Origin of the sequence: Allofournierella massiliensis (assembly GCF_004345265.1) — a bacterium.
Taxonomy (GTDB): Bacteria; Bacillota; Clostridia; order Oscillospirales; family Ruminococcaceae; genus Allofournierella; species Allofournierella massiliensis.
Map to the genome: position 1 here is coordinate 42,980 of NZ_SLUM01000001.1, position 18,583 is coordinate 61,562.

The 18,583-nt window shown below is 62.0% G+C and carries 16 protein-coding genes; 9 read left to right on the top strand and 7 right to left on the bottom strand.

Annotation, left to right across the window (positions count from 1 at the left end; genetic code table 11):
* Positions 1-16: 16 nt before the first annotated feature.
* The 4 genes from EDD77_RS00230 to EDD77_RS00245 all read right to left on the bottom strand — a co-directional run bounded on the left by EDD77_RS00230 (position 17) and on the right by EDD77_RS00245 (position 4,470).
* Positions 17-673: a GIY-YIG nuclease family protein gene (locus EDD77_RS00230; RefSeq protein WP_077138534.1), complete on the bottom strand. Its 657-nt coding sequence runs from the start codon at positions 671-673 to the stop codon at positions 17-19.
* Between the two features lie 75 nt (positions 674-748).
* Positions 749-2,440 (bottom strand): DAK2 domain-containing protein, encoded by a 1,692-nt coding sequence (locus EDD77_RS00235; protein WP_058964065.1) that lies wholly within the window; start codon positions 2,438-2,440, stop codon positions 749-751.
* A gap of 51 nt (positions 2,441-2,491) precedes the next feature.
* Positions 2,492-2,845, bottom strand: coding sequence for an Asp23/Gls24 family envelope stress response protein (locus EDD77_RS00240; protein ID WP_058964066.1), 354 nt, complete (start codon positions 2,843-2,845; stop codon positions 2,492-2,494).
* A gap of 50 nt (positions 2,846-2,895) precedes the next feature.
* Positions 2,896-4,470, bottom strand: a complete 1,575-nt coding sequence (locus tag EDD77_RS00245) for an ABC transporter substrate-binding protein (RefSeq protein ID WP_058964067.1) — start codon at positions 4,468-4,470, stop codon at positions 2,896-2,898.
* A 239-nt stretch (positions 4,471-4,709) separates the two neighbouring features.
* Here EDD77_RS00245 and EDD77_RS00250 point away from each other — a divergent pair, with 239 nt between their 5' ends.
* The 3 genes from EDD77_RS00250 (at position 4,710) to EDD77_RS00260 (ending at position 7,255) form a co-directional block, all read left to right on the top strand.
* Complete coding sequence (locus tag EDD77_RS00250; protein WP_058964068.1) at positions 4,710-5,168, top strand: CBS domain-containing protein; 459 nt, start codon at positions 4,710-4,712, stop codon at positions 5,166-5,168.
* Positions 5,169-5,171: 3 nt separating this feature from the next.
* Positions 5,172-5,687 (top strand): flavin reductase family protein, encoded by a 516-nt coding sequence (locus tag EDD77_RS00255; protein WP_058964069.1) that lies wholly within the window; start codon positions 5,172-5,174, stop codon positions 5,685-5,687.
* A gap of 458 nt (positions 5,688-6,145) precedes the next feature.
* A complete protein-coding gene (locus tag EDD77_RS00260) occupies positions 6,146-7,255 on the top strand; it encodes a hypothetical protein (RefSeq protein WP_058964070.1) in 1,110 nt (369 codons plus the stop codon).
* A gap of 110 nt (positions 7,256-7,365) precedes the next feature.
* Here the strand turns inward: EDD77_RS00260 and EDD77_RS00265 are convergent, their stop codons facing one another.
* Both EDD77_RS00265 and EDD77_RS00270 read right to left on the bottom strand, forming a co-directional pair.
* Positions 7,366-9,456 (bottom strand): glutamine synthetase III family protein, encoded by a 2,091-nt coding sequence (locus tag EDD77_RS00265; protein WP_058964071.1) that lies wholly within the window; start codon positions 9,454-9,456, stop codon positions 7,366-7,368.
* A 287-nt stretch (positions 9,457-9,743) separates the two neighbouring features.
* Positions 9,744-10,973, bottom strand: coding sequence for a class I SAM-dependent rRNA methyltransferase (locus EDD77_RS00270; protein ID WP_058964072.1), 1,230 nt, complete (start codon positions 10,971-10,973; stop codon positions 9,744-9,746).
* 171 nt (positions 10,974-11,144) lie between these two features.
* Here EDD77_RS00270 and EDD77_RS00275 point away from each other — a divergent pair, with 171 nt between their 5' ends.
* Together EDD77_RS00275 and EDD77_RS00280 are read left to right on the top strand one after the other, a co-directional pair.
* On the top strand, positions 11,145-11,657 hold the full coding sequence (locus EDD77_RS00275) for a CYTH domain-containing protein (protein ID WP_058964073.1): 513 nt from the start codon (positions 11,145-11,147) through the stop codon (positions 11,655-11,657).
* A 356-nt stretch (positions 11,658-12,013) separates the two neighbouring features.
* Positions 12,014-12,742, top strand: coding sequence for a ZIP family metal transporter (locus tag EDD77_RS00280; RefSeq protein WP_243117483.1), 729 nt, complete (start codon positions 12,014-12,016; stop codon positions 12,740-12,742).
* Between the two features lie 341 nt (positions 12,743-13,083).
* Here the strand turns inward: EDD77_RS00280 and EDD77_RS00285 are convergent, their stop codons facing one another.
* Positions 13,084-13,458 (bottom strand): desulfoferrodoxin family protein, encoded by a 375-nt coding sequence (locus tag EDD77_RS00285; RefSeq protein ID WP_058964074.1) that lies wholly within the window; start codon positions 13,456-13,458, stop codon positions 13,084-13,086.
* A gap of 388 nt (positions 13,459-13,846) precedes the next feature.
* Between EDD77_RS00285 and EDD77_RS00290 the strand changes: the two genes are divergently transcribed.
* From EDD77_RS00290 to EDD77_RS00305, 4 genes are all read left to right on the top strand, one after another.
* Positions 13,847-14,257: an RrF2 family transcriptional regulator gene (locus EDD77_RS00290; RefSeq protein WP_077138535.1), complete on the top strand. Its 411-nt coding sequence runs from the start codon at positions 13,847-13,849 to the stop codon at positions 14,255-14,257.
* A gap of 171 nt (positions 14,258-14,428) precedes the next feature.
* Complete coding sequence (locus EDD77_RS00295; RefSeq protein ID WP_058964076.1) at positions 14,429-16,468, top strand: M28 family peptidase; 2,040 nt, start codon at positions 14,429-14,431, stop codon at positions 16,466-16,468.
* Positions 16,469-16,474: 6 nt separating this feature from the next.
* On the top strand, positions 16,475-17,140 hold the full coding sequence (locus tag EDD77_RS00300) for a GNAT family N-acetyltransferase (RefSeq protein WP_058964077.1): 666 nt from the start codon (positions 16,475-16,477) through the stop codon (positions 17,138-17,140).
* A 3-nt stretch (positions 17,141-17,143) separates the two neighbouring features.
* A complete protein-coding gene (locus EDD77_RS00305; protein WP_058964078.1) occupies positions 17,144-18,412 on the top strand; it encodes a nickel-dependent lactate racemase family protein in 1,269 nt (422 codons plus the stop codon).
* Positions 18,413-18,583 lie beyond the last annotated feature (171 nt).

The following is an 18,583-nucleotide window of genomic DNA, read 5'->3' on the forward strand; positions in this document are numbered from 1 at the left end:
TCCTTACAAAGTAATTTTAAAGAATACGAGTGTTTAGTGTAGCACATGCCTCGAGCAGATTTGTTGTATCTCCGCCGATCCGGTTGGTTAAATATTTATTGGGAAAATCGTTGACTAAAGCACTCTCGATCCCTTCGGAAATTTTTCTTGGCCATATATAAATTCTTGTTGTATCCAATGCTCGGAAAAAATCAATAGAGAAGCAAGACGTTTGGAAGGCGTACATGGGCAACAACGTCCGGTCAAAAGGTTTACTGTTCTGCCAGTGCTCCCGAATTCGCTTTTTTATGTTTGAGGATTTACCGATATATGCTTGCTTATAGTTATCCAGAATCATCAGATAATATCCAGAAATTTCATAGTCGGATAAATCTGAAATCTGATGGAATTGAGGATGCTTTTCCAAAAAGTTTTGAAGTGCACAATTGAAATCATTTGCGTCTAGACTATTGAAATAAGCCATGTTCAAGTCAAAGTTTTTTAGGCAAACGGCGCGATACTTTTCACACCACTCCAAACGATATTGCTTCCCGGAATCATCCACATAGGCATTTTCTTTTACTAGGTTGGGGAATTTAGGAAGAGTACATCGTGTATTAATAGGGGCGAACTCTTCGCGTGTAAGGTGTAGTGAGTATTTGCGCTTAACGACGGTAACACCAAAATGTTCCATGTTAGATACCTCGGTAATAGAAAAAGCGCCGCCGATTTTCGGCGGCGCTTGAAAACGCTTGCGATCAGGGAAGAATTACTCCACGCTGATCATGTAGTAGTAGACGGGCTGGCCGCCGTTGATCAGGGTGACCTCGATGCCGTCGCCCACCTTGGCCTGCACCAGCTCCAGCGTGCGCTGGGCGTCCTCCTCGCTCACGTCGCAGCCGGAGATCAGGGTGATGAAGCTGGTATCCTTCTTCACCATGCTGCGGGCAAGGCGGTAGGTGGTCTTGGTGATGTCGGTGCCGATGTTCACGATCTTGCCGTTCTCCATGGCCATGATCTCGCCCTTCTTGATCTTGTGGCCGTCGAAGTCGCTGTTGCGGGCGGCGAAGGTCACAAGGCCGGTGCTCACCTGACCGGCAGCCTGCATCATGTTGATGGTGTTGGCGTCCACGGTGGCGTCCGGGTCAAAGCTCAGCATGGCGGTGATGCCCTGCGGGATGGTGCGGGTGGGCAGCACCACAATGCGCCGGTCGGCCAGCTTCTGGGCCTGCTCGGCGGCCATGATGATGTTCTTGTTGTTGGGCAGCACGAACACGGTCTTGGCGGGCACGCTCTGCACCGCGGCCACAATGTCCTCGGTGGAGGGGTTCATGGTCTGGCCGCCGGACACAACGGCGGAAACGCCCAGATCGGTGAACACGTTGGCCAGACCCTCGCCGGCGGCCACGGCCACAAAGCCGTACTCCTGATCCGGGTCAACGGCAGCGTACACAAAGGGGCTGGTCTGCTCGGCCTGCTCGGCTTCCCGCTGCTTCTCCAGGCCCTTGCCCTGCTTCTGGCGGGCCAGGAACTGCTCGTGCATGTTCTCGATCTTGAAGCCGGTCAGGTAGCCGTACTGGATGGCGTGGCTCAGAATCTTGCCGGGGTCGGCGGTGTGCACATGGCAGTTGATCACGTCGTCGTCCTCAATAACCACCACGCTGTCGCCGTTGCTCTCGCAGAAGGCGCGCAGCTTGTCGCTGGAAACGCCCTCGTTCTTATTCACCAGGAACTGGGTGCAGTAGCCGTTCTTGATGTCCTCAACCTTCATCAGGTCGTCGCTGAACACGCCCTTGCCGGCGGCGTCGCTGGAGTGCTTGACCTTGCTCTGGGTCTGCTCCTCGCCCTTCACGGGCTCGCCGCCCTTGAACACGATGTCCATGCCCTCGAAGATCACCATCAGGCCCTGGCCGCCCGCGTCCACCACGCCGGCCTTCTTCAGAACCGGCAGCTGGTTGGGGGTGTTGTCCAGCGCGCGCTGACCGGCGGAAAGCACCAGAGTCCACAGCTCGTTCACGTCGGCCAGGCCGCTGGCAGAAGCTTCCTCGCTGGCGATGCGGGCTACGGTGAGCATGGTGCCCTCGGTGGGCTTCATCACGGCCTTGTAGGCGGCTTCCACGCCCTTTTCCAGCGCGTGAACCAGATCCTCGGCGCCGGCTTCCTTCTTGCCGTCCAGCGCCTTGGACAGGCCGCGGAACAACAGGCTGGTGATCACGCCGGAGTTGCCGCGGGCGCCGCGCAGCATGGCGGAAGCGGCCACCTTGGCGGCCTCGCCCACGGTGCAGCTGTCGGGCAGGTTTTCCAGCTCACGGGCAGCGGCCATCACGGTCATGCTCATGTTGGTGCCGGTGTCGCCGTCCGGCACGGGGAAAACGTTCAGCTCGTCCACACGGGAACGCTGGTTGGAGATGTTGTTGGCGCCGGAGATGATGGCGTCACGCAGGATCTTACCGGTAATCATAAGCTATTGCACCTCATGTAAAGTAAAGTATCGTTGTTTTATGGGGCGGAATCAGTCCGCCACGATGTCGTCCACCGAGACCTCGATGCGGGCCACGGTCAGGCCGGTGGCCTTTTCCACCTCGTGCTTGACCTTGTGGGTGATGCTCTTCACGATGGTGGCGATGTTCAGCCCGTAGCCCACCTTAATGTGCAGTTCGATGGTGAGGCTGCGGTCCGACTGGGTCACGCGAACGCCCTTTTCCGGGAAATCGCTGCCGAACACCAGGCTCTTCAGATCGTCGCCGCGGCCGCCGGTGGCCATGCCCGCCACGCCGTAGCAGCTGCGGGCCGCCTGGCTGACCAGCTCGGCGAAGTAGTCCGACGTCATGCTTATGGTGCCCATGGGGTTTTGCAATGTGATCATAAACTGCCGCTCCTTTGCAATTTGTATCCGCCCGTGGGCGGTGGGGTCTGTTATTCGGCCGCGTCGAAGCGCAGGCCTTCCAGCGAATAGAATACGTTGCTGATGGAACAGCTCAGCCCGCTGATGCCGCTGCTGTGCACCACCGTGCCGTTGCGCCACACCAGCGGCACAAAGGGCATTTCGGCGGCGAAAGCCGTTTCCAGCGCGCCGGCGGTGTTCTGGTCCGCCTTGAAGGCGGTGTAGGCGGCGGCGAGCGCTTCGCTTTGCACGATGCCCACGCTGGCCTGCCCCCCTTCAAAAAAGGGACTCATATCCATATTATTATACAACTTGACCTCGCCGATGTACAGGTCAAAATCACCGGATGCAACTTTTTGGCTGTAAACGTCAAAATCCGACGCTTCCTCCACCGTCACATACAGCCCGGCGGCGGCCAGCTGGTCCTTGATCAGGCTGGCGGCGTAGCGCTTGTAGGTGTTGCCGCTGTAAACCAGCAGCCGCAGGTTCACCCGCTGGCCGTCGGCGTCCTGATAATAGCCCGCCGCGTCCAGCGTGTAGCCCAGCGCGGCCAGATCTGCGGCGGCCTGCTCGGCGTTCACTTCGGCGGTGGACTGGATCACATGGCTGTCGGCCACGCAGTCGTAGTGGTCGTTGATGCAGCCGGTGGCCGGGTAGGCCCGGGCATAATAGCTTTTCTGGGCGATCTGGGTGCGGTCGATCAGCTGGCTGAGCAGGCCGCGCCCGCCGGGGGTGGTGAGCAGAGGGCTTTTGGTTCCGCTTTCCGGCGGGGTGGCGTTCACGCCCAGAAACACCAGATTGTTGGTTTTGTAATAGTCCGACACGCTGGAAAAGCCGGCGCTGGTCTGGGCCGAGTCGCTGGCGGTGTACAGGTTCAGGCTGCCCACCGCAAAGCCGGAGACCATCTCTTCATAGCTGCTCACCTCGGTGAGATAGATCACCTCCGGCCCGTTTTCCGCGAAGGCGCAGGAGTTGTTGCGCACCAGGCTGCCGCTGTCGCCGTAGGTGTAGCGGCCGTTCGGCGTGGGCTGGGCCGCGCCGGTCTCGGCGGCCTTCAGCACCGGAATGTCGCACAGGTAGGCGAACATGGAATCCGGCGAAGCAAGGGTCACGGTCACGGTGTCGCCCTCGGCCTTCACCTCGGTCACACCCGCAAAGCGGGCGGCGTAACGCTCGCTGACCCGGGCGGCCTCCAGGCTGGCGGCGGCGTCCTGGGCGGTGACGGGGGTGCCGTCCGCGAAGGTGCAGCCGGAGCGGATATGGATGGTCACCGTTTCGCCCGCGCTCACGATGGAATCCGCCAGCCGGTATTCCAGCGAAAGCTCCGGCGACAGCTCCACCAGGCATTCAAACAACAGCCCGGCGTTCTGCTCCACCAGATTGGAGGAGGAGGTGTAGGGGTTGAAGCCCGCCGAGGGGGTGTAGCCCAGCACCAGCGCGGTGGGCGCGCCGGCGCTCTGCCCGGGCACAGAGGCCGCGCCCGAAGCGGCGGAGGCGGAAGAGGTGGAGGAGGCCGCCTGCGAGGCGGAGGAAGCCGCCTGCCGGCCGCAGCCGGCAAGCAGGGCAAAACACAGCGCAAGGGCTGCGATGCGGCGAAAACGTGCCATGGGAAACACATCCTTTTCTGGTCAGAATCGGTACCTTAAAGCATATCATAAAACGAGGCCGTTGACCAGCAGAATCGGGCAAAAAAGCACCTTTGCACCGCCCGGCGCCGCCTTCATAAGTTTTTCACACCCCGGGGCGCGAAATGTGTTAAAATAAAGATACCGAATCATGGAATCCCGGGCCGGAGCCTTCCGGTTCGTTTTTTGAGAAATGCAGCGCGTAAAGTGAGGTTTTGTGAGTGAATTTGCTGTTCTTTTTAACGCCCAAGCAGGATGTGGCCTTTCTGTATGAGGATTTCACCCTGCGGCAGGCGCTGGAGAAGATGGAGTACCACCGGTATTCCAGCATCCCCGTGCTGAACCGGGTGGGCGAATATGTGGGCACCATGACCGAGGGCGATCTTTTGTGGGCCATCAAGAACCAGGGCATCGATCTGGACGACGCGGAGGACATCCCCTTAAGCAGCATCCCCCGCAAGCGGGACTACAAGCCCGTGGCCGTGACCACCCAGATGGATGAGCTGGTGGCCGCCGCCATGACCCAGAATTTCGTGCCCGTGCTGGACGACAAGAAGAGTTTCATCGGTCTGGTCAAGCGCAATGCCATCATCCAGTACTGCTACGACCGCTACCGGGCCGTGGCCCCCATGCTGGACGGCCAGAAAACCGGCAAATCGAGCGAAAGAAAGGTGTTTTGAACAATGGAGTACCGGAAAATCGAGTCCGCCGCCATCGCGGGCAATCCCTTTGAGCTGATCGGCAAAGAGTGGGCGCTGGTGAGCGCCAAAAAGGCCGACGGCACCGTGAACACCATGACCGTGAGCTGGGGCTCCATGGGCGTATTGTGGGGCAAAAACGTGGTGCAGATTTTCCTGCGGCCCCAGCGCTACACCAAGGAGTTCGTGGACGAGGCCGGCCGCTTCACCCTGAGCTTTTACGGCGAAGGGGCGAAGAAGGAATTGGGCTATCTGGGCAAGGTGAGCGGCCGGGACGAGGACAAGATCGCCAAGGTGGGCTACACCGTGAAGGACTTCGACGGCGCGCCCGCCTTCGACGGGGCCCGGCTGGTGCTGGTCTGCCGCAGCCTGTATGCCCAGACGCTGGAGCCGGAGTGCTTTTTACCCGGCAACAGCTGCGATAAGGACTGCTACCCCCAAAAGGACTACCACACCATGTATGTGGCCGAGATCGAGGCCGTGTACGAGAAGGCGGAATAAGCTTATCAAAAGCAGCAAGGCCCCCGGCTTTTTCCGGGGGCCTTTTTCTGTGTGCTTTAAAAGGGTTGTTTATCGGACTGCATTTTGCCGCGGAATGATGCAAAGTACAAATTATCGGACTTATGTTCTGATAGAATAAGACCATCGGAAGGGGGCGCGGCCCCCGAAAACACAACATCGACAAAAATTGAGAAAGGCAGGGTCGGGTATGGATTGCATCATTCGGAACGTGGGGTCTCATGTGGAGGTATACAGCCGCAGCGGCGTGTTTCTGTTCTCGGCCGACAACACCCGCGAGGCCATGGAGGAGCTGGGCCAGGCGGGCTGAGCCTGTAAGGCGGCGATACGCCCGGCGCGGCGGATGAAAAATCTGCCGGCAGGGGGCGAAAGATGAAATAAAAGGCCGCTCCGGCCCGTTCTGTATATGAACGGATCAAACGGAAAGGGAGTGTGCCGCCATGACAGAGAAACGCAGCGTAAACAGAAGAAAAGGGATCACCGCCGCGCTGGTGCTGGCTCTGGCACTGGGCCTGCTGATGGCAGGCTGCGGCGGGCAGACGGCGAGCCCCGGCGGCGAAGGCGGGGCGGACCGGAACGTGGTGTCCGGCAGCAGCACACCCCAGACCGCGCAGGACGCCATGGCCTTTCTGGAGGGCAGCCTGCGCCCCTGCGAGGGCGGCGTGGAGTTCACCCTGCCCGAGGGCTGGCCCGGCGAGGACTGGAACATCCAGATCTGTGGCCGTGCCGCCATGGGCGAGGGCGGCATGAGCGTGCATCTGCTGGAAAAGGAGAACGTGGAAAAGGCCTGGAAGCCGGGGCAGACCTATCAGATCGAATGCGCCGAGGGCTATCTGGAGCTGAACATGAGCGCGGTGCTGGATTCGGACGACGGGCTGGAGCCGCTTTCGGTGGATCTGCTGGCACTGGCGCTGGGGCAGCCCCAGCCGGAGCAGCCGGATGCCCCCGAGGCGCAGCCGGTGGAAAGCCAGCCGGAAAGCGCCAGCGAGCAGGACATGACCCAGCGGGTGAGCGCCCGGTTCCCCGCCTATCAGGAGGGGCGAAACGAGTTCAACGGGGAATATTACGATCAGGCCCCCTTCACCGCCAGCTTTCTGCTGCCCCAAGGCTGGAGCCTGACGGAGCCGGAGGAAAGCGAGCGGGTGTTTGATCAGGGCATGAACACCCAGCTGCTGATCTGCGACAGCGCGGGCAACGCCGTGGGCCGCATCGGCTACGGGTTGATCGAGCCCACCGAGCCGGGCAACGAGCCGGAGGAGGGGGAGTATTACAAGCTGGTGTACAGCTATCTGCGCACCCCGTCCAGCTGCTTCTGGGAGGATTACCGGGTGGTGAAAAAGACCGCCGCCGGCGAAAACGCGGTGGCCACCGTGTATTTCGGTGAGTCCGAGCCGGGATACGCCACCGAAGAGCGCACCGCCCACGGGGCCCTGGCCTACGATAAGGAGCTGGGGGTCTATGTGGCCCTGCGCATGGAGGAGGATGCCCCCTTCACCGCCGATCAGGTGGAAACCCTGGCCCAGAGCCTGACCCTGGCAGCCGTGGCCTGACGGTCAGCAAACGCCAGAATAACAAAAAACCAGCCGCCGCAACATTCCGGTTGCGGCGGCTGGTTTTGTTTTTTATTGGATAAGGCTTGTCCGGCGCTTACACCCGGCGATTACACATAGAACAGCATGGTGCTGTAGCTGGGCAGGGGCCAGTACTCCGCACCGCAGATGGACTCGGCGGCGTCGGCGGCGGCACGCAGGTCGGCCATGGCGGGCAGAACCACATCGTGGTAGCAGCGGCCGGTGGCCAGCGCGCCCTCGCTGCGCTCGGCCTTCTCCACGCAGGCTTCCAGCCGGTCGGCCGCGTCGCTCATGGCGTCGGTGTAGTTGGTCAGCTGGCGCAGCACCTTCTCCTCGGCCTTGCAGCTGATGCCCGGGCAGGCGGTCTTTTTCCGGTTCATGCCCTTGGCAATGTCGCCCATGTAGCGGCTGGCGGCGGGCACCAGCTGGCGGCGGGCCATTTCCAGCATGGTAACGGCCTCAATGTGGCGAACCTTGGCGTAGTTCTCCAGCTTTACCTCGTAGCGGCTGCGGCACTCGGTCTCGTTCAGAACGCCCATCTGCTCGAACAGGGCGATGTTCTTCGGGTCCACAAAGGCGCCCAGAGCTTCGCATGCGCTGGGCTCGTTCTTCAGGCCGCGGCGGGCGGCTTCTTCCTCCCACTCCTTGCTGTAGCCGTTGCCGTTGAAGATCACCCGCTTGTGGTCGCGGATGGTGCGCTTGATCAGGGCAACCACGGCCTTGTCGAAGTCCTCGGCCTGCTCCAGCTCGTCGGCGTAGCCCTTCAGCTCCTTGGCCACGGCGGTGTTCAGCACGGTGTTGGCGTCGGAGATGTTCACCGAGGAGCCGGGCATGCGGAACTCGAACTTGTTGCCGGTGAAGGCGAAGGGGCTGGTGCGGTTGCGGTCGGTGTCGTCCTTGGCGAACTGGGGCAGAACCTCCACGCCCAGGTCGATCTTGGCGGCGGCGGGGGCCACGTACTCGCTGCCGGAGGCGATGGCGTCCAGAATGCCCTCCAGCACCTCGCCCATGAAGATGGACACGATGGCCGGGGGCGCCTCGTTGCCGCCCAGACGGTGCTCGTTGCCCGCGCCCACGATGCTCATGCGCAGAAGATCGTTGTATTCATCCACGGCCTTGATGATGGCGGCCAGGAAAATCAGGAACTGCAGGTTGTCCTTGGGGGTGTCGCCCGGGTCCAGCAGGTTCATGCCGGGGGCGGACAGAGACCAGTTGTTGTGCTTGCCGCTGCCGTTCACGCCGTCGAAGGGCTTTTCGTGCAGCAGGCACACAAGGCCGTGCTTCGGGGCCAGCTTCTTCATCATCTCCATGGTGAGCAGGTTGTGGTCCACCGCCACGTTGCACCGGTCGAAGATGGGGGCCAGCTCGTGCTGGCAGGGGGCAACCTCGTTGTGCTTGGTCTTGGCGGAAACGCCCAGCTTCCACAGCTCCTCGTCCAGATCCTTCATGAAGGCGGACACTTCCTCACGCAGGGCGCCGAAGTAGTGCTCCTCCATCTCCTGACCCTTGGAGGGGGCCGCGCCGAACAGGGTGCGGCCGGTGAGGATCAGATCCTCGCGGGTGTCGTAGTGCTCCTTCTTGATCAGGAAATACTCCTGCTCGGGGCCAACGGTCACGTCCACATGGCTCACGTCCTTGCCGAACAGGTGCAGCACCCGCCTGGCCTGGGTGGTCACAGCCTTCATGCTGCGCAGCAGAGGGGTTTTCTTGTCCAGCGCTTCGCCGGTCCAGCTGCAGAAGGCGGTGGGGATGCACAGGGTGCCATCCTTGATGAAGGCGTAGCTGGTGGGATCCCATGCGGTGTAGCCGCGGGCTTCGGCGGTGGCGCGCAGGCCGCCGTTGGGGAAGCTGGAAGCGTCCGATTCGCCCTTCACCAGCTCCTTGCCGGAGAACTCCATGATGGCGGTGCCGTCCCGGTTGGGGCTCAAAAAGCTGTCGTGCTTTTCGCTGGTGATGCCGGTGAGCGGCTGGAACCAGTGGGTGTAGTGGGTGGCGCCGTTTTCAATGGCCCAGTCCCGCATGACGCTGGCCACGATGTTGGCCAGATCCAGATCCAGCGCCGCGCCCCGCTGCAGGGTGGCCTTCAGGCTCTTGTAGGTGGCGCTGGGCAGGCGCTCCTTCATCACATGCTCGTTGAACACGAGCGAACCGTAGATCTCCTTGGTGTTGGCTGGTGCCATAATTGTTCCTCCCTCACACAAAAGGCCGGACGGGTCCGGCGGTTTCCCATACGAATATTTCACAAAAAATTATATGTTTTTTTACACCCGCCGTCAATTCAAAACAAGGGCCCGGCTTTGCAGTTTGGCGGGTTTGCAAAGACCGGGCCCATGGCGGCAAAAATTGTTGGTGACAGTGCCGAGAAGCGGCGGCGAAAAGTGTGATTTTTCCCGGCCGCAGCGGCGGATTGAACGGCCCGCCCGGGCGGCAGTGCGCCGGTTCGGGCAGCGCCCGGCCAGACCGCCGGTCAGATCACCTGGAAGAGGAAGAATTTCAGGTAGTTGGTTTCCTCCACGTTCCACAGAATGGGATGATCCGGGGACTGCTGGCGCACCTCGATCTGGCGCAGCTGGCGGCCCGCGTCCGCCGCGGCGCTTTTCAGCATCTTGACGAACATCTCCTCGGTGGCGAAGTGGCTGCAGCTGGCGGTGGCCAGATAGCCGCCCCGGGGCAGCAGCTTCATGGCCCGGTAGTTGATCTCCTTATAGCCCCGCATGGCGTTGGCCGCGGTTTTGCGGGCCTTGGTGAAGGCGGGCGGGTCCAGAATGATAAAGTCGTAATTGTGGGTGCCCTCCAGCGTGGGCAGCAGCTCGAACACGTCGGTGCACACAAAGTCCATCCGGTCGGCCAGGCCGTTGCGCTCGGCGTTGGCGCGGGCCATGTCCACCGCGGTCTGGCTCACGTCCACCGCGGTCACATGGGCGGCCCCGCCGTAGGCGGCGTTCAGCGCAAAGCTGCCGGTGTGGGTGAAGCAGTCCAGCACCCGCTTGCCCCGGGCAAGCTTTGCCACCTGCCGGCGGTTGTATTTCTGATCCAGGAAAAAGCCGGTTTTCTGGCCGTTCTCAAAATCCACCGCGTAGCGCACCCCGTTTTCGCAGATCTCGGTGGTGGTGGAGGCGGGGTGATCCTCGCCGTGCAGCTCGAACCAGCCCCTGTTTTCAAACAGACCCTCCCGGGCCCGCAGGGCCACGTCGTTGCGCTCGTAAATGCCGCTGATGATCTGGCCGTCGGCGCGCAGCACATCCACCAGCAGGGGGAACAGCTGGGCCTTGCGGATCTCCATACCGTAGGAGAGGGTCTGGGTGACCAGAATGTCGCCAAAGCGGTCCACGGTCAGGCCGGGCATCTGATCCGCCTCACCGAAGATCACCCGGCAGCAGGAAAGATCCTCTTCGCCCATCACGGTTTTCCGGTAGGCCCAGGCGTACTCAAAGCGCCGCCGCCAGAAGGCCTCGTCGAAGCTGTCGTTGGCGTTGCGGCTGATCAGCCGGATGCGGATCTTGCTCTCCCAGCTCAGGAAGCCGGTGCCCAGATAACGGCCCTTGCCGCTCACCACGTCCACCAGTGCGCCGTTCTCCGGCATGGTTTCCGGCTGACCGGTGAGCTCGTCGGCATAGACCCAGGGATGGCCGCTCAGAATGCTGTTCTCGGCCTTTTTGGTCACGGTGTAAACGGGGTAGGGACGGGTCTGTTTCATGGTGCACTTTCCTTTCCTGACGGTTTCTTTTATAATAAAACCGAACGCTTTTGCGGGGCCCCGGGCCCCGCCTGTAAAATTTTCTGTATCAATTCAAGTATAACCGGTTTGCACCCCGGTGGCAAGCGAAATCCGCCGCCGCAAAGCAGCCGGGAAAAGGAGAGATTCGCCATGGAGATCGAACGCAAATGGCTGGTAAAGGGCTGGCCGGAGGGCCTTACCCCGGTGAAAACCTTCGTGATGCGGCAGGGCTATGTGACAACCCGCCCCACCGTGCGCATCCGCAGCGAGGAGTCGGGGGGCAGGACCGATTATATCCTCTGCTTTAAAGGCAAGGCCAGTGCGGACGGCCTGGCCCGGGAGGAGATCGAAGCGCCCATCGACCCGGCCCTCTTTGCCCGGCTGGAGGCCTTTCTGCAGCGGCCCCTCATCCAGAAGGAGCAGCGGCGCTACCCGCTGGAGGGCGGCCTTGTGCTGGAGGTGAACCAGGTGGACGCGGGCCAGCCCGGCGAGTTCTTCTATGCCGAGGTGGAGTTTGCCACCGAGGATGCCGCCCGCGCGTGGCAGCCCGGCGCGCTGGCGGGGTATCTGGAAAACGAGGTCACCGGTACGCCGGGCCAGAGCATGGCCGCCTACTGGTGCGCCACCCGGGGCGATCTGGCCGACGAATACCGGGTGGAGTAATTCCCGGTGGGAAAGTTTTCCACAAAAATACGAAAAGTATTCCACGGTTTTCGACAGGTTTTCAACATCGGGGTTTTCCCCGGGGTGTGGAAAACCCGGCCGTCCGGTAAAATTTCTGTAAAATCCGGTGAGAAACTGGAAAAAATCCGGTAACAGGAATGATTTTTAACAAGGCAGGGGCCCCTGTGTTTCCCATTGTGTGGAAAACAGGGGCCCTTTTTACCGGGTTTTCCACACAAAAAAGTGGAAAGTGTTGAAAACCGGCACTTTGCCGCCTTGCGCTGCCCGAAGCCTGCGCAGGAACCCCCGCCGCCCCCTTCGCATAGGGTGAAGGCAGAGGAAAGGGGGAGAGAGGGATGCACCAGATTCTGGCGGCGGTATCCATGACCGTATTTCCCTGCCTGTGCACGGCGCTGGGGGCGGGGGCGGTGTTTCTGGCCCGGCCCGCGCCGGGCGGCGGGGCGGGGCAGGGGCTGGCCGGCGGCGTGATGCTGGCGGCCTGTGTGTTCAATCTGCTGCTGCCCGCGGCCGAAAGCGGCTGGCTTGCCCCGGCGGCGGGGCTGGTGGCCGGGGCGGCGTTGCTGCTGCTGGCCGAGCGGCTGGCCGGAGCGCTGGAAAACGGCTGCGAAAAAAAGGGCCGTGGCTGGAGCGCGGCGCTGGCCATCGGGCTGCACAACCTGCCTCAGGGCATGGTGGTGGGCCTTGCGGCGGGCAGCACCGGCCCCACCGGGGCGGCGACCGCGGGGGCGCTGGCGCTGAGCGTGGGCATCGGGCTGCAGAACCTGCCGGAGGGCGCGGCGGTGAGTTTGCCCATCTGGCGGGCCGGTGGCGGGCGCTGGCGGGCCTTCGGCGCAGGGGTGGCCAGCGGCCTTGTGGAGCCGATTGGCGCGGCGCTGGCCGCAGTGCTGGCAGGGGGCGTGCTGGCCGGGCTGATGCCCTGGCTGCTGGCGCTGGCCGCCGGGGTGATGCTGGCGGCAGCCATGCAGGAGCCGCTGGCCGCGGCCGTGCAGCAGGGCGCACCGGGGGTGCTGGCGGTGGCGGTGGGCTTTGGCCTGTTGATGGCGCTGAATCTGGCGCTGGGCTGACGCACAGAAAAAGGCCCCCAAAAGCCGGCGTGACATAAGAAAATGACGCCGGAAAAGGGCCGCTTTTGCGGGATTGCAGCGTCAAAGCCCCTTGACAACCACCAAGGGTGCCTGCGGGTCTTTTCCTTGCACTCCCATCAAAATCGAACCTTTTCCGGTGCAGGGCAGTTCTGCCCCAGGATTTTGGATGCGGAAAGTGCGAAAAGGGGCAGAGCAAGCCTTGGTGGCTTGCCTGCCCCTTTGAACATTTTGTGCGCCAAAATCCTACGGCAGAACCGTCGTTCTCTTATGCCACACCGGCTAACTCCGGGGGCCAGTGTGTTTTTATGTGTTGGGAAGAATCAGATCGCGGTTTTCCACAGCCCGTGCAGGTTGCAGTAGGCCCAGGCGGCCACGGGGGCTTCGCCCTCGGCCAGCGCGAACTTGACCTCGGGGGCATCGCCGGCGGCCAGCGCCTTCTGCTGCCAGCCCTGGCTGGTTTCCAGAACGATCCACTGGATCAGGTGCTCCTCGGTCATGGGATGGGCCACGCTGCCCACGCTCACGGTCACCGAACGGCCATTCACCGCCACCACGGGCAGGTGCTTTTCCACCGCGGCGTCCACCACGCCGGGCTCCAGCAGCTTCATTTTTTCGCCGCAGCATACCACCGGCACGCCGCTTTTGTTCAGAAAGGCAACAATGTTGCCGCAGTGCTCACAACGATAGAATTCCATACCAAACGCTCCTTTCCGTGCGCTCAACAGTCAAAAGGGTTGTTCCCTTGTCTACCAGTTTACTCGATTTTGCCCCGTTTTACAACCGTTTCTGACCGCCGTATGGAGACAATGTCACACAAAATGCAATGTTGTTTCACCGACAGGGCAAAGAATCTGAACAAATTGTGAAATGTTGCTTGCCAATGATAATACTTTTATTGACAAAAACAGATATCCATACTATCATTAACGAATAGGCTTTCTTTATATTATAAACAGGGCCCCCTGCGCCGGGGCTTTCCCAGATGACTGCTCGGCTCGCGGGCTTTATACATCCTGCCCGCGGGCGTTTTGTTATTTTTTAGAGAGAGTTTGAGAAACAGTTGAAAGGAGGAAACGAATTCCCATGCGTTTGCGTTTGGAAACAGATTATGGAATCCGATGCATGCTGTATCTGGCACAGCAGACCGATTATGTGCAGGCCGGCAAGATCGCCGCGGCGATGGATGTGCCGGAAAATGTGATCCCCCGGGTGCTCAGCCGGCTGAAAAAGGCCGGGCTGGTGCAGGCCCGCAGCGGGGTGACCGGCGGCCACAAGCTGGGCCGCCCCGCCGACGAGATCACCATGCTGGACATTATCTCCTGCATGGAGGATCACACCATGCTGGGCCGCTGCCTGGGCGACAGTGCCAAAACGACGGAGCAGAGCGGCGCCATTGCAGGGATGCAGCACTATTTTCTGGAGCTGCAGCAGGTGATGGAAAATTCCATGCGGTCGGTCACGGTGGAGCAGCTGCTCACCGAGCAGACCGCCTGAAGTGAAAACAGAACAATAGGCCGGGGAGCTGGCCGGGGAGCTTTGCTCCCCGGCTTTTTGTTTTGACAAAGCCCGGTGGCTGTGATATACCAAGATTGAAATACATCAAAATGAAAATGGATGAGTTTGCGCGGCAGAGCGAAAAGCCCGCCGCAGGAGGGGGAACCAAGCATGGAAACAATCGAACAGCAGCTGGCCCAGTGGAACCGCATCCGCCGGTATCTGGATATTTCCTATTCCTATGTGCTGGCAAAGCGGATGGAAAAGCCCCGCACCAACCCGGTGCTGGGCTACCGCACCGCCGGCAGCCGGGCCGAGTTCGAGACCGGCGAGCTGCTGGCCGCCGAGATGCGCGCCATCGGCCTTTCGGTGGAAAAGCACCGCTTTACGCTGGACGGGTGGGACTTCCACCACGCCCGCCTTACTTATAAAGACGAAGAGGGCCGCGAGCACACCGCCGAGCTGGGCGGCTACCAGACCGACTTCGACACCAAAGGCCCCAGGCACTACACCCTGATCGACGCGGGCACCGGCACCGCCGCCGAACTGGACCGGCTGGACGTGCGGGGCAAGCTGGTGCTGGTGCACATCAACCAGCGAAACGACTGGTGGATCAACTACCCGGCCTATCAGGCCCATCTGCGGGGTGCGGCGGCCATTCTGGCGGTGCAGGCAGGCGGCTACGGCGAAGTGGACGAGCAGGCGCTGAACGCCCAGAACATCTGCGGCCCCCGGCAGGCGCCGGCCTTCTCCATGTCCCGAAAGGACGCGGCCGGGCTGGCCCGGGCGGCGGGCCTTGGCTTCGGCCGCTGCGCCGAGGTGACGCTGGACGCAAAGAGCACCGTGATGCCGGAAACGGAAAGCTACAACATCGTGGGCACCCTGCCCGGCGAGGACGCCGACGAGATGATCGTGGTCAGCGCCCACTACGACTCCTATTTCGAGGGCTTTCAGGACGACAACACCGCCGTTTCCCTGATGCTGGGCATGGCCCGCGCCCTGAAGCTGGCGGGCTACAAGCCCAAAAAGACGCTGGTGTTCTGCGCTTTCGCCGCCGAGGAGTGGGGCGTGATCGACAGCCGCTACGACTGGTCCACCGGCGCATACAACCAGATCTTCCGGGTTCGGCCGGACTGGGCGGGCCGGGTGATCGCCAACATCAATCTGGAGCTGCCCGCCCACGCCCACGGCAAAAAGCACCGGGTGCGCAGCGTGTACGAGCTGAAGCGCTTTCTGAGCGAGTGCATCCGCGCGCTGCCCGCCGAGGTGGCAAACCTCTACCCCAAGGGGGTGGGGGTGGTCTGCCCGGTGCAGACTTGGTCGGACGATTTCTCCATGGCCATCGGCGGCGTGCCCAGCATGGTGGACGAGTTCGGCGGCGGCCGGTTCATGGCCACCCATTACCACTCCCAGTTCGACAACGACGGCGCTTATGACGAAAAGGTGTATCTGTTCCACCATCTGTTCTACACCTGGGTGCTGCTGCGGCTGGACGGCTGCGTGCTGCCCCCGCTGGACTTTGCCGAGCGGCTGTGGGCGCTGGACGCCAGCCTCACCAACCAGAAGCTGAGCGCCCAGACCGAGGGCTCCTTCCGCAAAAAGCTGGCCGAGGCCGCCCGCCGGGCGGATAAGCTCACCCGCTGGGTCTGGAAGATGAATCAGGGCGAGGTGGAGCTGAGCGAGGAGGAGCGGGTGGCGCTGCGCCGCCGCCTGCTGGAAATCTTCCGCCTTGCGCAGGACTGCTTTGTGCGGCTGGACTGGAGCGAGAACGCCATCTTCCCCCACGAGAACACCCAGGCGAACCTGAACGCGCTGCATACCGCTGCCTGGCAGCTGGCGGCGGGCATGGGCAAACAGGCGGTGGAAAGCCTGTGCGCCATCGACGACAACCACTACGCCAACGCCTTTGACCCGGCGGTGGTGGATTACTTTGCGGACAAGGCCCGCAACCAGCCCCCCGAGCGGCTGATGTGGGGCGCGGGCCGTTTGCAGGAGCGGCTGGCGCTGGGGAGCCTGTTGCGCCGCATCAAGGCGGAGGAAAAGGCGGAAAAGCCGGATCACGCCGCCGCTCTGGCCCAGGTCAAGCAGCTGAAAAAGGACCAGCAGGAGCTGCTGAAGGAGATCGTCAAGGCCGAGACCGCCGACCTTGCCCGGCTGAGCAGAACCCTCAAGCAGACCACCGGCGAATTTTTTGCCGGGAAAGGGGAGTGAGCCGCCGTGCAGACCGACCGACTCTACCGGGTGACGGAATACGACATTCCCAACGTGATCCGCACCCTGACCGAATGCTTTCAGGCGGACCCCTTGTACCGGCAGCTGATCCCGGACGCGGACGTGCGCCAGCGCACCCTGCCGGAAATCTTTAACTGCGACGCCAACGAGATGCTCTCCTGCTGCAACGTGTATGCGGACAGCCACGAGGTGGGCGGACTGGTGATTCTGGACGATGAGACCGAGCCCTACGACCCGCTGCGCTATTTTTCCACCGAGGCCTTTTACGCCCTGAAAACCGACGTGTGCCTGGTGCGGGAGGACTGGTCGCTGAAGACCCTGTGGAACTTCTTTCTGGGCCGGCAGTACCTGAACTCCCGCTGGACCGAGGAGCTGCCGGACAACCGGATGCAGCTGATCTATTTCGCGGTGCGCCCGGCCTTGCAGGGCGCGGGGGTGGGCCACCGGATGATCCAGCCGGTGATGGACTACGCCGACGAGCACGGGCTGCTCATCTCGCTGGAGACCCACAACCCGGCCAACCTGCCCCGCTACGACCACTACGGCTTCGACGTGTACAAAACCCTGAAAAGCCATTTTGAACTGACCCAATACTGTCTGGTGCGCCAGCCGGGCGCGCCGCTGCGACCCAGAAGAGAGAAAGGAATGTGAACCATGCCCCGCTTTGATTTTGCCTATGGCAGCGGCCGGGTGCAGCTGGACCTGCCGGAGAACGCCCGGTATCAGGAGCTGCACGGCCACAACGAACCCCCCATCGAGGACATCCCCGCCGCTTTGCGCGCCGCGCTGGAAGCGCCCATCCATGAAAAGCCCCTGCGCAGCTGGCTGCAGCCCGGCGACGCGGTGACCCTGATCATCAGCGACATGAGCCGCTTCTGGATGCGGCAGGATCTGGTGATTCCCGCGCTGGTGGAGTATATGGAAAAAGAGTGCGGCATCCGGATGGAGGATCTGGTGATTCTGGTGGCCAACGGCACCCATCTGGGCGGCGACGAGGCCGAGCTGCGCACGCTGGTCACCGACGCGGTCTATGACCGGGTGAAGGTGGTAAACCACGACTGCCTGGCCGATGACCTTGTGTATCTGGGCACCACCAGCCGGGGCACCCAGGTGGTGGTGAACCCGCTGGCGGTGGGCCGCAAGGTGGTGGCGCTGGGCGCGGCCACCCAGCATGTGATGGCCGGCTTTGGCGGCGGGCGCAAGAGCATCCTGCCCGGCATCGCCTCCATGAAAACCATCCAGCAGAACCACGCCCACTCGCTGGACCCGAACGAACCCCATTCCAACCCGGCCATCGGCAACGCGGTGCTGGAGGGCAACCCCCTGCACGAGGACATGTGCGAGGCCGCGGCCATGGTGGAGCAGCTGTATGTGGTGAATCTGGTGATGAACGCGGGCATGAAGCTGGCCCGCATCACCGCCGGTCACTGGCTGGATTCCTGGCTGGAGGCCTGCAAGGCCGCCGACGCCATGTACCAGACCCCCATCCCGGAAAAGGCGGATGTGATCATCACCAGCTGCGGCGGCTACCCGAAGGACATGTCTCTGTATCAGGGCACCAAGACCATCGACAATGTGGAGTTCGGCCTGAAAAAGGGCGGCACGCTGGTGCTGCTGGCCGAATGCCGGGACGGCGGCGGCCCCGCCGAGTACTTCGACTGGGTGGACTCCCTCTGCGCCGGTACGCTGGACGCGGATCTGCGCAAAAACTTCACCATCCCCGGCTACATCTTCTATCTGAACTGCGAGCAGGCCGCCCGCTACAACATCCTCATGCTCACCACCGCCCCCGCCGAGCCGCTGGCGCGCATGGGCATCAAAGCCTTCACCGACCCGGCCGAGCTGTGCCGCCAGCTGAAGCTGGACGGCAAGCTGGTGTATGTGATTCCCAACGGCTCCACCGTGATCCCCGCGGTGAAATGATGCGCCCGGCGGCGATATGCTGCATATTCACTGCATAACGAATATTTATGCACGGCCCGCCGTGCAAACTGCCACAAGACCGGGGCGCAGAGCCGTCCCGGTTTTGTGAATTCCATGGAAAAAACGATTCAGGCTGAATATTTTTTCAAAAATACCTTGCAAAAATCGGAA

What these genes read in the sequence shown, in the direction of transcription:
- EDD77_RS00295 (WP_058964076.1), top strand. Translation starts at nt 14,429, where the DNA reads ATGGAAACAATCGAACAGCAGCTGGCCCAGTGGAACCGCATCCGCCGG.
- EDD77_RS00255 (WP_058964069.1), top strand. Translation starts at nt 5,172, where the DNA reads ATGGAGTACCGGAAAATCGAGTCCGCCGCCATCGCGGGCAATCCCTTT.
- EDD77_RS00265 (WP_058964071.1), bottom strand. Translation starts at nt 9,456, where the DNA reads ATGGCACCAGCCAACACCAAGGAGATCTACGGTTCGCTCGTGTTCAAC.
- EDD77_RS00305 (WP_058964078.1), top strand. Translation starts at nt 17,144, where the DNA reads ATGCCCCGCTTTGATTTTGCCTATGGCAGCGGCCGGGTGCAGCTGGAC.
- EDD77_RS00260 (WP_058964070.1), top strand. Translation starts at nt 6,146, where the DNA reads ATGACAGAGAAACGCAGCGTAAACAGAAGAAAAGGGATCACCGCCGCG.
- EDD77_RS00270 (WP_058964072.1), bottom strand. Translation starts at nt 10,973, where the DNA reads ATGAAACAGACCCGTCCCTACCCCGTTTACACCGTGACCAAAAAGGCC.
- EDD77_RS00275 (WP_058964073.1), top strand. Translation starts at nt 11,145, where the DNA reads ATGGAGATCGAACGCAAATGGCTGGTAAAGGGCTGGCCGGAGGGCCTT.
- EDD77_RS00235 (WP_058964065.1), bottom strand. Translation starts at nt 2,440, where the DNA reads ATGATTACCGGTAAGATCCTGCGTGACGCCATCATCTCCGGCGCCAAC.
- EDD77_RS00280 (WP_243117483.1), top strand. Translation starts at nt 12,014, where the DNA reads ATGCACCAGATTCTGGCGGCGGTATCCATGACCGTATTTCCCTGCCTG.
- EDD77_RS00285 (WP_058964074.1), bottom strand. Translation starts at nt 13,458, where the DNA reads ATGGAATTCTATCGTTGTGAGCACTGCGGCAACATTGTTGCCTTTCTG.
- EDD77_RS00230 (WP_077138534.1), bottom strand. Translation starts at nt 673, where the DNA reads ATGGAACATTTTGGTGTTACCGTCGTTAAGCGCAAATACTCACTACAC.
- EDD77_RS00290 (WP_077138535.1), top strand. Translation starts at nt 13,847, where the DNA reads ATGCGTTTGCGTTTGGAAACAGATTATGGAATCCGATGCATGCTGTAT.
- EDD77_RS00240 (WP_058964066.1), bottom strand. Translation starts at nt 2,845, where the DNA reads ATGATCACATTGCAAAACCCCATGGGCACCATAAGCATGACGTCGGAC.
- EDD77_RS00245 (WP_058964067.1), bottom strand. Translation starts at nt 4,470, where the DNA reads ATGGCACGTTTTCGCCGCATCGCAGCCCTTGCGCTGTGTTTTGCCCTG.